At 71.2% G+C, this 11,200-nt stretch carries 11 protein-coding genes and 1 tRNA gene; 9 read left to right on the top strand and 3 right to left on the bottom strand.

Annotated features, from left to right (window positions below; translation table 11 throughout):
- Positions 1 to 147: 147 nt before the first annotated feature.
- A complete protein-coding gene (locus tag ACLQ2X_RS28025) occupies positions 148 to 399 on the bottom strand; it encodes a TM2 domain-containing protein (RefSeq protein ID WP_425684082.1) in 252 nt (83 codons plus the stop codon).
- 291 nt (positions 400 to 690) lie between these two features.
- Here ACLQ2X_RS28025 and ald point away from each other — a divergent pair, with 291 nt between their 5' ends.
- The 9 genes from ald (at position 691) to ACLQ2X_RS27980 (ending at position 9,087) form a co-directional block, all read left to right on the top strand.
- On the top strand, positions 691 to 1,806 hold the full coding sequence (gene ald / locus ACLQ2X_RS28020) for an alanine dehydrogenase (protein WP_425684081.1): 1,116 nt from the start codon (positions 691 to 693) through the stop codon (positions 1,804 to 1,806).
- Positions 1,803 to 2,783: a site-specific tyrosine recombinase XerD gene (locus ACLQ2X_RS28015; protein WP_425684083.1), complete on the top strand. Its 981-nt coding sequence runs from the start codon at positions 1,803 to 1,805 to the stop codon at positions 2,781 to 2,783. Before ald ends, ACLQ2X_RS28015 begins: the two co-directional genes overlap by 4 nt.
- A gap of 210 nt (positions 2,784 to 2,993) precedes the next feature.
- Complete coding sequence (locus tag ACLQ2X_RS28010) at positions 2,994 to 3,917, top strand: ParA family protein (RefSeq protein ID WP_425684080.1); 924 nt, start codon at positions 2,994 to 2,996, stop codon at positions 3,915 to 3,917.
- A gap of 41 nt (positions 3,918 to 3,958) precedes the next feature.
- Complete coding sequence (locus ACLQ2X_RS28005) at positions 3,959 to 4,987, top strand: segregation and condensation protein A (protein WP_425684079.1); 1,029 nt, start codon at positions 3,959 to 3,961, stop codon at positions 4,985 to 4,987.
- Positions 4,988 to 4,991: 4 nt separating this feature from the next.
- Positions 4,992 to 5,810: an SMC-Scp complex subunit ScpB gene (scpB, locus tag ACLQ2X_RS28000; RefSeq protein WP_425684078.1), complete on the top strand. Its 819-nt coding sequence runs from the start codon at positions 4,992 to 4,994 to the stop codon at positions 5,808 to 5,810.
- The gene (locus ACLQ2X_RS27995) at positions 5,797 to 6,567 is read left to right on the top strand and encodes a pseudouridine synthase (protein ID WP_425684077.1); all 771 of its coding nucleotides are present in this window, start codon (positions 5,797 to 5,799) and stop codon (positions 6,565 to 6,567) included. The genes scpB and ACLQ2X_RS27995 overlap by 14 nt, the downstream gene beginning before the upstream one ends.
- A gap of 171 nt (positions 6,568 to 6,738) precedes the next feature.
- Positions 6,739 to 7,419, top strand: coding sequence for a (d)CMP kinase (gene cmk, locus ACLQ2X_RS27990; protein WP_425684076.1), 681 nt, complete (start codon positions 6,739 to 6,741; stop codon positions 7,417 to 7,419).
- Between the two features lie 46 nt (positions 7,420 to 7,465).
- On the top strand, positions 7,466 to 8,875 hold the full coding sequence (der, locus tag ACLQ2X_RS27985; protein WP_425684075.1) for a ribosome biogenesis GTPase Der: 1,410 nt from the start codon (positions 7,466 to 7,468) through the stop codon (positions 8,873 to 8,875).
- A 138-nt stretch (positions 8,876 to 9,013) separates the two neighbouring features.
- Positions 9,014 to 9,087, top strand: a tRNA-Pro gene (locus ACLQ2X_RS27980).
- A 113-nt stretch (positions 9,088 to 9,200) separates the two neighbouring features.
- On the opposite strand, the gene ACLQ2X_RS27975 is transcribed toward ACLQ2X_RS27980, so the two are convergent.
- Both ACLQ2X_RS27975 and ACLQ2X_RS27970 read right to left on the bottom strand, forming a co-directional pair.
- Complete coding sequence (locus tag ACLQ2X_RS27975; protein WP_425684074.1) at positions 9,201 to 10,382, bottom strand: tyrosine-type recombinase/integrase; 1,182 nt, start codon at positions 10,380 to 10,382, stop codon at positions 9,201 to 9,203.
- A gap of 418 nt (positions 10,383 to 10,800) precedes the next feature.
- Entirely contained in the window at positions 10,801 to 11,070 is a 270-nt protein-coding gene (locus ACLQ2X_RS27970; protein WP_425684073.1) for a helix-turn-helix transcriptional regulator, read from the bottom strand.
- Between the last annotated feature and the right edge of the window lie 130 nt (positions 11,071 to 11,200).

Raw genomic sequence — 11,200 nt, 5'->3', positions numbered from 1 at the left:
GGGTTCAGCGCCACGGCCGTACGGCACGGTCGGGGTGGTACAGGCGACTGTCGCCGACCCGGGCCACCACCGCCGCGGCGGCCCGCCCGCCCACCGCCCGGCGCCGCCGGCGCAACGCGCCGGGCGGCCCCTCGTCGATTCCGGTGGTCAGTCGCGCAGCGGGCGGCCCTGCCCGTCGACCCCGCCGTTGACGAGGATGAGGATGCCGTCGATGGTGCCCCAGAGGGCGCCGGCGCCGCAGGTCACGATGCTCACCACGAGCTGGAGGACACCGGTCTTGGTGTCGCCCATGTAGAACCGCCCGGCGCCGAAGAAGCCGAGCACGATGCCGAGCACGCCCGCGACAACCTTGCTCTTGTCGGAGACGCCCTGCGGGTACTGCTGGTAAGGAGTGGTCATGAGCGGACAGGATAGTGATCGTCCGGCTTCTTGTCGGCACCATTCGGCCGGTGGTGGGAAGATATTTACCGAACTCTGACCTGTCGGCTGATGGCTTCTCCACCGGCCAGCCCGTGGCACACCTGACACACCGTCAGCGCCGGTGGGCACCGGTTGTCACAGTGTCGCGGTCCGTGGGCTTTCCACGCGCCTAGACTGCCGCCGGCGGGACCGGTCGACCGCGTCGGCAACGGAGCCGCGCGGCGCCGCGCAGTCCGGGGGTGAGCCGCCCCGGAGGAAGGTGTCTGCATCGTGAAGGTCGGAATCCCCCGCGAGGTCAAGAACCACGAGTACCGGGTGGCGATCACACCCGCGGGCGTCAACGAGTTCACCCGCCACGGCCACGAGGTCTTCGTCGAGGCCGGCGCCGGAGTCGGTTCCAGCATCACCGACGACGAGTTCGCCGCCGCCGGCGCGAAGATCCTGGCCACCGCCGACGAGGTCTGGGACACCGCCGAACTGGTGCTCAAGGTGAAGGAGCCGATCACCGAGGAGTACCACCGGATGCACGCCGGGCAGGTGCTGTTCACCTACCTGCACCTGGCCGCGTCCCGCGAGTGCACCGACGCGCTCGTCGACCGGAAGGTCACCGGCATCGCCTACGAGACGGTGGAGCTGCCCGACCGGTCGCTGCCGCTGCTCGCCCCCATGTCCGAGGTGGCCGGCCGGCTCGCCCCCCAGGTCGGCGCCTTCTACATGATGCGCACCGGCGGCGGGCGGGGCGTGCTGCCCGGCGGCGTCTCCGGCGTGTACGCGGCCAAGACCGTGGTCATCGGCGCCGGCGTGTCCGGCCTGAACGCCGCCGCCATCGCGCTGGGCCTGCAGTCGGAGGTGCTGCTGCTGGACAAGAACGTGGCCCGCCTGCGTTCCGCCGACGCCATCTACCGCGGCCACCTGCAGACGGTGGCGTCCAACGCGTACGAGATCGAGCGGGCCGTGCTCGACGCGGACCTGGTCATCGGGGCGGTACTGGTGCCCGGCGCGAAGGCCCCGAAGCTGATCTCCAACGAGCTGGTGTCCCGGATGAAGCCGGGCAGTGTGCTCGTCGACATCGCCATCGACCAGGGCGGCTGCTTCGAGGACTCGCGCCCGACCACGCACGCCGACCCGGTCTACAAGGTGCACGAGTCGATCTTCTACTGCGTGGCGAACATGCCCGGCGCGGTGCCGAATACCAGCACCTACGCGCTGACCAACGTCACCCTGCCGTACGCCCTGGAGTTGGCCGACCAGGGTTGGCAGCAGGCGCTGCGCAACGACCCGGCGCTGGCCCTGGGCCTGAACACCCACGATGGCCGGGTGGTCTACGGGCCGGTCGCCGAGGCGCACGGCATGGACGTGCTCCCGCTGGCCGAGGTGCTGAACTGACCGACACCGCCACGCTCGGGGCCGGCGCGCAACCCGCGCCGGCCCTGCGCCGCGCCGTCCGCACCTACCTGGACCACCTCACCGTCGAGCGTGGGCTGTCCCCGAACACGCTCGCCTCGTACCGTCGGGACCTGGACCGCTACCTGGCCACGCTGGCCGCGGCCGGGGTCACCGACCTGGCCGCCGCCGGGCCGGCCCAGGTCGAGGCGCACCTGGCCCGGCTGCGCGCGGGCGACGACGAGCACCCGCCGCTCGCGGTCTCCTCGGCCGCCCGCGCGGCCAGCGCGGTACGCGGTCTGCACCGCTTCGCTCTGCGCGAAGGGCTGGCCGGCGCCGACCCCAGCCGCGACGTGCGCCCACCCGCCCCACCCCGCCGGCTGCCACGGGCGCTGCCCGTCGAGGCGGTCCTGCGGCTGCTGGAGGCCGCCGGCGCCACCCACGACGCCGCACCCCGCACGCTGCGCGACCGGGCGTTGCTGGAGTTCCTGTACGGCACCGGCGCGCGCATCTCCGAGGCGGTCGGCGCGGCGGTCGACGACCTCGACCTGGACGCCGGGGCCGTGCTGCTGCGCGGCAAGGGCGGCCGGACCCGCCTGGTCCCGGTCGGCGGGTACGCCGCCGACGCGCTGCGCGCCTGGCTGGTCCGGGGCCGCCCGGCGCTGCTCGCCGCCGGCCGCGGCACCCCGGTGATCTTCGTCAACGCCCGCGGCGGCCCGCTGACCCGGCAGGGCGCGTGGGCCGTGCTGCGCACCGCCGCCGGCCGGGCCGGGCTGCCCGTCGACGGCCCCGACGCGGTGTCCCCGCACACGTTGCGTCACTCGTACGCCACGCACCTGCTCGACGGCGGCGCGGACGTGCGCGTGGTGCAGGAGCTGCTCGGCCACGCATCGGTGACGACCACCCAGGTCTACACGTTGGTCACGGTGGAACGGCTGCGCGAGGTGTACGCGACCGCCCACCCCCGCGCCCACGGGTGAGCCGGGTTCGCGAGCCCGCGGTGGCGGCGGGAGGCTTCCCGGCCGACGGCCGACACGCCGACCCGGTACCGAACGCGCTGCTGGCCGGTGGCGTACAGTCGGCATCGGCGCGGGCCTCCAGGTGCGACGGACCGGGGGTGCGCAGCGGCGCCGCGAGGGACGTCGGACGGCTCCGACGCCGGGTGGTCGTCGGGAGGGGGCAACGAGGACATGGCAGGAAACGGTGACCGTGCCGAGACCTGGACGTCGGAGCTCCGTGAGCAGCAGGCGACGCTCGGCGCCGACCTGGGCCCCGCCGACCCGGCCGCGTACACCATGCGCAGGCCTATCCCCGAACCCATGCCGACGGATCGGCACGGCCCCGCGCGGATCATCGCGATGGCCAACCAGAAGGGTGGCGTCGGCAAGACCACGACCACCATCAACCTGGGCGCCGCCCTCGCCGAGTACGGCCGCAAGGTGCTGCTCGTCGACTTCGACCCGCAGGGCGCACTCTCCGTCGGCCTGGGCGTCAACCCGCACAACCTCGACCTGTCGGTCTACAACCTGCTCATGCAGGACGACGTCACCGCCGAGGACGTCCTGATCAAGACCGACGTGGCCGGGTTGCACCTGCTGCCGGCCAACATCGACCTCTCGGCCGCCGAGATCCAGCTGGTCAACGAGGTCGCCCGGGAGATGGCCCTGGCGCGGGTGCTGCGCACCATCCGCAAGGAATACGACTTCATCCTGATCGACTGCCAGCCCTCGCTGGGTCTGCTGGCGATCAACGCGCTGACCGTCGCGCACGGCGTGCTGATCCCGCTGGAGTGCGAGTTCTTCAGCCTGCGTGGTGTCGCGCTGCTGCTGGACACCATCGACAAGGTGCGCGAGCGACTCAACTTCGACCTCGAACTCGAAGGCATCCTCGCCACCATGTACGACAGCCGCACCACCCACTGCCGGCAGGTGCTGCAGCGCGTGGTCGAGGCGTTCGGCGACAAGGTCTACCAGACGGTCATCACCAAGACGGTCAAGTTCCCCGAGTCCACGGTGGCGGGCGCACCGATCACCACCATGGACCCGGCCTCCTCCGGCGCGCGCAACTATCGGCAGCTCGCGCGGGAGGTCATCGCCGCCGAGACGGACCGGTAGGTCGCCCGCCGGCTGCCCGCCGCGTCGTCTACGGTTTCCCGGTGACCGCACCGCCGCTCGACCCGCCGCACGGCGTCGGCGACCCCGCCGGGGCCGCCGGGCCGGCCGCCGAGGTCGACGGCGTGGTGCCAACCGATCCGGCGACCGCCGAGCAGACCAGCGGCTTCACGGTCCGGCTGGACAACTTCACCGGCCCGTTCGACCTGCTGCTCCAGCTGATCAGCAAGCACAAGCTGGACGTCACCGAGGTCGCGCTGCACAAGGTGACCGACGAGTTCATCGCGTACCTGCGGGCCATGGGCGACAAGTGGGACCTCGACGAGACAAGTGAGTTCCTGCTGGTAGCCGCCACTCTGCTGGATCTGAAGGCGGCCCGGCTGCTGCCCTCGGCCGACGTGGAGGACGAGGAGGACCTGGCGCTGCTGGAGGCGCGGGACCTGCTGTTCGCCCGGCTGTTGCAGTACAAGGCGTACAAGGAGGCCGCCGCGCACATCGCCGAACTGGAGGCGGTCGGCGGCCGCCGGTATCCGCGGGCGGTCACCCTGGAACCCCGGTACGCCGAGGCGCTGCCCGACCTGGTGCTCGGCTTCGGCCCGGAGCGGCTGCGCAACCTGGCGGTGAAGGCGATGAGCCCGAAGCCGGTGCCCGAGGTGTCCATCGCCCACGTGCACATGGTGCGGGTCAGCGTGCGGGAGCACGCCGGCATCATCGCCGACCGGCTGCGCCGGAGCGGGATCGCCACGTTCTCGCTGCTCTGCGCGGACTGCGAGATGACCCTTGAGGTGGTGGCCCGCTTCCTGGCGCTGCTGGAACTGTACCGGCAGGGGCTTGTCGCGTTCGTGCAGGAGCAGGCGTTGGAGGAGCTGACGGTCCGCTGGACCGGCCCGGCCGACGGCGACGCCGAGCTGACCGTCGACGAGTACGCCGGCACCCCGGAACCCGCTGATGCCGCCCCCGCCGCGCCGACCGACGTCGCCGAGGCCGGCGATGCCGCCCCGGGCGCGGCTGCCGCATCCGACGCCGCCGTGCCCACCGACACGGCGGACGAACCCGCACCGACGCAGGAGTGAACGGATGAGCGACGAGGAACGCCGCGACTCCCTGGCCGACCAGGCCGCCGCGTGGGTACCCCCGTGGGAGCGCCCCGCCCCGCCCAAGCCCGCCCTGGACGACTCCCGCCCGGCCGCCGAACAGGCGCAGCCGCCGACCGACGACGCGGGGCGGGACGTCAGCACGCCCGCGCGGGACGAGTCGCAGCAGGCGAGCGGGGGAGCGGCTGCTGACGGCGTACCCCCGAAGCGGGGACGCCGACGCAGCGCGCCGGAACCGGTGCCCGCGCCGGTGCTCGACGACGCGGACCTGCGCGGCGCCCTGGAGGCGATCCTGCTCGTCGTGGACCAGCCGGTCAGCGAACTGACCCTGGCGGAGGTGCTGGAGCAGGAGCCGCGGCGGGTCGGCGCGATGCTCGACGAGATCGCCGCCGGCTACACCGCCGCCGGGCACGGGTTCGACCTGCGCCGCGCCGCCGGCGGCTGGCGGCTGTACACCCGGCCGGAATACGCCACCTACGTCGAGCGGTTCGTACTGGACGGGCAGTCCGTGCGACTCACCCAGGCGGCGCTGGAGACCCTGGCCGTGGTCGCCTACCGGCAGCCGGTGACCCGTTCCCGCATCTCGGCCATCCGGGGTGTCAACTGCGACGGGGTGCTCCGTACCCTGGTGGGTCGCGGCCTGGTCGAGGAGTGCGGCACCGAGGCGGACAGCGGTGCGTTCCTCTACCGGACCACCACCATGTTCCTGGAGAAGCTGGGGCTGAACTCGGTGGACGACCTGCCGCCCCTGGCCCCGTTCCTGCCTGACGACGTGGAAGAGTTTGCCGATGCGACGCGATGACCGTGCCCCGAAGCCCGACGCCCCCGTGTACGAGGGCGCCGAGCGCCTCCAGAAGGTGCTCGCCGCCGCGGGGGTGGGTTCCCGGCGCGCCTGTGAAGACCTGATCTTCCGGCGCCGGGTCACCGTGAACGGCCGGGTGGCGCAACTCGGCGACAAGGCGGACCCGACCCGCGACGTGATCGTCGTCGACGGGGAGCGGCTCCAGGCAGACGTCCGCCTGGTCTACGTGGCGATGAACAAGCCACGCGGGGTGGTCACCACCATGGCTGACGAGAAGGGCCGCACCGAACTCGCCGACTTCATCGGCGCGCGGCTGGAACAGCGGGTCTACCACGTCGGGCGACTGGACGCCGACAGCGAGGGCCTGCTTCTGCTCACCAACGACGGCACTCTCGCCCACAAGCTCATGCACCCGTCGTACGAGGTACTCAAGACCTACCTCGCCGAGGTGGCCGGGCCGATCCCGCGCAGCCTGGGCAGGCGGCTGACCGCCGGCGTCGAGCTGGAGGACGGGCCGGTGAAGGTCGACGGGTTCAAGGTGGTCGACACGCTGGGCAAAACCGCCCAGGTGGAGCTGACCCTGCACGAGGGGCGCAATCACATCGTCCGGCGCCTGATGGCCGAGGTGGGCCACCCCGTGTCCCGTCTGATCCGTACCTCGATCGGTCCGATCAAGCTTGGCGACCTGCGCACCGGGCGGCTGCGGCGGCTGACCAACGCGGAGGTCGCCGCCCTGTTCAAGGCGGTTGGTGACTGACCCGCCGATCGGGGTACCGCTGCCGGTAGGCTTCGACGCGGTCCGCGGGCCGGCGAGCGCCGCCCGACGGGACGCCCGCGCGGCGCGGGCAGAATTGACGACAGAACAATCCGCTCAACGGTCGCCGGACACACCGGGCGACCCGCGAGGCACGGGCTGAGGAGGACAACGGTGGAGGAAAACGTACCGGCCGGGCGTTGCGTGGTCGCGGTGGACGGGCCGTCCGGTTCGGGCAAGTCCACCGTGTCGCGGCGGCTGGCGGTGAGCCTGGGCGCCCGCTACCTCGACACCGGCGCCATGTACCGGGCGCTGACCTGGGCGGTCCTGCGCTCGGGCGTGGAACTCAGCGACACCGAGTCGGTGGCCAAGGTCGCCGGCGAGGCCGAGCTGCGCATCGGCACCGACCCCCAGGGGTACGCGGTGACCGTCGACGGCACCGACGTGTCCACCGACATCCGCGGTGCCGGGGTGACCGCCGCGGTGTCCGCGGTGTCCGCCGTCGCCGCCGTACGCGAGCTGCTGGTGGCCCGCCAGCGGCGGGTGATCGCCGACGCGGGCCGGATCGTGGTGGAGGGCCGTGACATCGGCTCCGTGGTGGCCCCCGACGCCGACCTGAAGGTCTTCCTGACCGCCTCCGCGGCGGCACGTGCCCGGCGGCGCAGCGCGGAGGACGCCGCCGACGTGACGGCGACCGCCGCCGACCTGGCCCGCCGGGACCGGCTCGACTCGACCCGCGCGGTCAACCCCCTGCAGCAGGCTCCCGACGCGGTGGAACTGGACACCACCGAGCTGGGCATCGACGAGGTCGTCGACCGACTTCGGCAGCTGCTCACCGAGCGGGGTGTGGCATGAGCGGGTTCACGCAGGCGCCGCAGGCGCACAGGAAGGGCGGCTCGGCATGAGCGACGACGATTTCGGTGGCTGGGTGGAGCTCCGCGAGCCGGCGGTCGACGCCGGTGAGCCGACCGGCCCGCAGCCGGTGGTGGCCGTGGTCGGCCGCCCCAACGTGGGCAAGTCCACGCTCGTCAACCGCCTCATCGGCCGCCGGCAGGCGGTCGTGGAGGACGTACCCGGGGTGACCCGCGACCGGGTGCCCTACGACGCGCAGTGGAACGGCCGGACGTTCACCGTGGTGGACACCGGCGGTTGGGAACCCGACGCCAAGGACCGGGCCGCGGCCATCGCCGCCCAGGCCGAGACGGCGGTGGCCACCGCCGACGTGGTGCTGTTCGTGGTCGACGCCATGGTCGGTTCCACCGACGTGGACGAGGCCGCGGTGAAGATGCTGCGCCGCAGCGCCAAGCCGGTGATCCTGATCGCGAACAAGGCCGACAACAGCACCATCGAGATGGAGGCCACATCGCTGTGGTCGCTCGGCCTCGGTGAGCCGTTCCCGATCTCGGCGCTGCACGGCCGTGGCGCCGGCGACCTGCTCGACGCCATCATGGACGCCCTGCCCGAAGCGCCGAAGATCGTGGAGGACCGGCCGCGCGGCCCGCGCCGGGTGGCCCTGGTCGGGCGCCCCAACGTCGGCAAGTCCAGCCTGCTCAACCGCTTCTCCGGCGAGGACCGGGCGGTGGTCGACGCGGTGGCCGGCACCACCGTCGACCCGGTGGACAGCCTGGTCGAGATCGGCGGCGAGACCTGGCAACTCGTCGACACCGCCGGGCTGCGCAAGCGGGTCGGCAGGGCCAGCGGCACCGAGTACTACGCCAGCCTGCGCACCGCCGCGGCGATCGAGGCGGCCGAGGTCGCCGTGGTGCTGCTCGACTCCAGCGAGGTGATCAGCGAGCAGGACCAGCGGATCCTCACCATGGTGGTGGAGTCCGGCCGGGCCCTGGTCATCGCGTTCAACAAGTGGGACCTGGTCGACGGTGACCGCCGCTACTACCTCGACAAGGAGATCGACCGGGAGCTGCTGCGCCTCCCCTGGGCGATCCGGTTGAACCTGTCGGCGAAGACCGGCCGGGCCGTGGACAAGCTCGCCCCCGCGCTGCGCAAGGCCCTGGCGAGCTGGGAGACGCGCATCCCCACCGCCCAGCTCAACCAGTGGCTCACCGCGCTGGTGCAGGCCACCCCCCACCCGGTACGCGGTGGGCGCGCGCCGCGCATCCTGTTCGCCACCCAGGCGGGGGTGGCGCCACCACGGTTCGTGTTGTTCACCACCGGCCCGATCGACCCCGGCTACCAGCGGTTCGTGGAACGCAAGCTCCGCGAGGAGTTCGGCTTCGAGGGCAGCCCGATCGACATCTCGGTACGCCCGCGCAAGAAGCTCGGCCCCGGCGGCCGAGGCAAAGCGCACGGCTAACCCCACCGCGCTCCGTCCGCCACCCTCCTAGGACGCTCTAGGGGGAGTGGCGGGCGGCACCGGAGGGGCCTGTGCGTGCGTTGCGAAGATCCTGCGCTAAGCTGTACCGGCTGCCGCGGGGGAGACCGTGCGGGGCATCGGGACGTGGCGCAGCTTGGTAGCGCACTTGACTGGGGGTCAAGGGGTCGTCGGTTCGAATCCGGCCGTCCCGACAGAGTTTCGGCAGGTCAGAGGCCTTGATTCACTTCGGTGAGTCGGGGCCTTTTGCCGTTTCGTCTCACAATTTCTCACGTACGCGCGTACTGCTGAATTTCGGGCGATCGAGTCACCCGAACAGGCCTGATTCGAGGTGCTCGGCGGCCACCTTGAGGTGGCTGCTGTCGGGGTGGACGTAGACCCGTTTGGCGAGCGTGCCGCCGTCGGCGTGGCCGGCCCAGGCAGCGAGGACGACGTCGGGCACTCCGGCGCCGGCGAGGTAGGTCAGGCAGGCGTGCCGCGCGTCGTACGGCCGGACCTTGCGGACTCCGACCTTGGTCATCAGTTCGTAGACCCGGCGGCGGAGCCAGTCGGTGCGCTGCGGTTGGCCGAGTTCGTTGACCAGGACGTAGCCGCTGTCGTTGTAGGCGTTACCGGCCTTCAGGCGTTCCTTCTTCTGCAGTGTGTGGAAGGCTTTGAGCGCCTTCGTCACCGTCGCGGGCATCGGCAGGCCGCGTTTGCCAGCTGCGGACTTGGCCTCCTTCTCTTCGATCTCACCGTCGACGAGGGTCCGGGTGTTGTCCCCGGCCGCGATCGTGCCGGCCTCAAAGTCGACATCGGACCACCGCAGCCCGCAGACCTCGGCCGGCCGGAGGCCCATCAGCGACAGTAGGCAGACGGCGTACAGACGTTCGCCCGTGATGCCGGTCAGGAACGCCTTCACCTCCTCCTGGGTCCAGGGCTTGCGCTCAGCCTGTGCCTCGGCTGCGGCCTTCGCGGCCGCTCTGGGGATGGTGACGAACGCGGCGACGTTGCGGACCACGAGCTGACGCCGAACCGCCACGTTCAGCGCGGTTCGAAGGCGGCCGAGCGTCAGGCGCACTGACCGAACGCCGAGCCCTGATCCCGGCTTGCCACCACGTTTCCGGCCCTCCGTCAGCATCCAGTCGATCAGAGCCTCGATGTCGGCCTCGGTGACGTCCTGGAGTGGCTTGCTGCCAATGCGGGCGCGGACCGGTAGCAGCGCATCGCGGTAGTTGGCGGCGGTGGCCTTCTCGACATCACGGGTGGCGGACGTCAGCCACTCGTCGAGGAAGTCGTTGACGGTGATCTTGCCGGGTTTGACGTATGTGCCGCGGTCGGTCTCGTGCTTGATCCGGGCGTACTCCGCCTTCGCTTCCTTCCTGGTGTCGAAGGTGTAGGTCCGTTGGTCCCGACGCCCGTCCGGCTTGCGTCCGACGTCGAGGACGAACCGATAACGGGTCTTGCCGCTTCGAAGCGTGATCTTCTTGATCGGGTCCGAGGTGCTCATTCTGCTTCTGCGCCTTTCGTGGAGGGGTTTTCGTCGGGGCCTGCGACGGGGAGGATGCGTCTTCAAATGGTACCGAAAAGTGGTACCAGATTCCGGCCCCGGCGTCCGACTCATGGCGGATGGCGATAGGCGATGTGAGATGTGGGACCCTCGACTCGTCATGCGGCCGTTCGATCTGCTTGCCAAGGAGTTGAGGTATGCCGCGACAGCGCCCTGTCGCTGACAACCTGCCGCCGTTGCCGGCGCGGGAGAAGCGGGATCAGCAGGTAAAGATCAGGCTGACGCCGTCGGAAATGGAGAAGTTGGGTGTGCTGCGGCCCGACCTGACGCCGCCCGGGATCGTCGCCTTGCTCGTTGACGATGTGCTCACCGGTCGGTACCGGCCGGCATGGGCTGCCACTGCGCCAGACGCTGGACCTCAGCGATCGGCGTAGCGCCGCTCTGTCTGTTCCGGACGATCATCACGGACAGTCGTGGGCTGTCGGTCGACGCCGACGAGCCGGAGCAAATCTGCCGTGCGCACGCGGTACGAGGTTCCAATCCGAAGTACCGGGCAGGGGAAGGCGTTGCTCTTTGCCAGGTCGTAAGCCTTTGTGCGGCCAACTCCGAGAGCGCGGGCGGCGGTCGCCAGGTCGATCATCGCAGGAAGTTGCAGTAGCTCGTCCTGGTTGAAACTGCTGGTGGTCATCACCCTGCTCCTTCGGTCGAGGGGAGCGGACGCCAGGGGCGTCTGGCTGGAGATGTCGGGGTACTCGTTGGAGTGCAGAGGTAAGTACGGCTGATCTTGCAGAGGTCATGCGTCGTGTTGGGCGCCTTGT

It is taken from the genome of Micromonospora sp. DT31 (assembly GCF_049841795.1).
Classification (GTDB): domain Bacteria; phylum Actinomycetota; class Actinomycetes; order Mycobacteriales; family Micromonosporaceae; genus Micromonospora.
The sequence above is the reverse complement of the archived record's forward strand: the minus strand, read 5'-3'. Positions and strand labels throughout refer to the sequence as shown.

Excerpts from the sequence above, each read along its gene's own strand:
- ACLQ2X_RS28025 (WP_425684082.1), bottom strand. The coding sequence starts at position 399 with ATGACCACTCCTTACCAGCAGTACCCGCAGGGCGTCTCCGACAAGAGC.
- ACLQ2X_RS28010 (WP_425684080.1), top strand. The coding sequence starts at position 2,994 with ATGGCAGGAAACGGTGACCGTGCCGAGACCTGGACGTCGGAGCTCCGT.
- scpB (WP_425684078.1), top strand. The coding sequence starts at position 4,992 with ATGAGCGACGAGGAACGCCGCGACTCCCTGGCCGACCAGGCCGCCGCG.
- ACLQ2X_RS27995 (WP_425684077.1), top strand. The coding sequence starts at position 5,797 with ATGCGACGCGATGACCGTGCCCCGAAGCCCGACGCCCCCGTGTACGAG.
- der (WP_425684075.1), top strand. The coding sequence starts at position 7,466 with ATGAGCGACGACGATTTCGGTGGCTGGGTGGAGCTCCGCGAGCCGGCG.
- ACLQ2X_RS27975 (WP_425684074.1), bottom strand. The coding sequence starts at position 10,382 with ATGAGCACCTCGGACCCGATCAAGAAGATCACGCTTCGAAGCGGCAAG.
- ACLQ2X_RS27970 (WP_425684073.1), bottom strand. The coding sequence starts at position 11,070 with ATGACCACCAGCAGTTTCAACCAGGACGAGCTACTGCAACTTCCTGCG.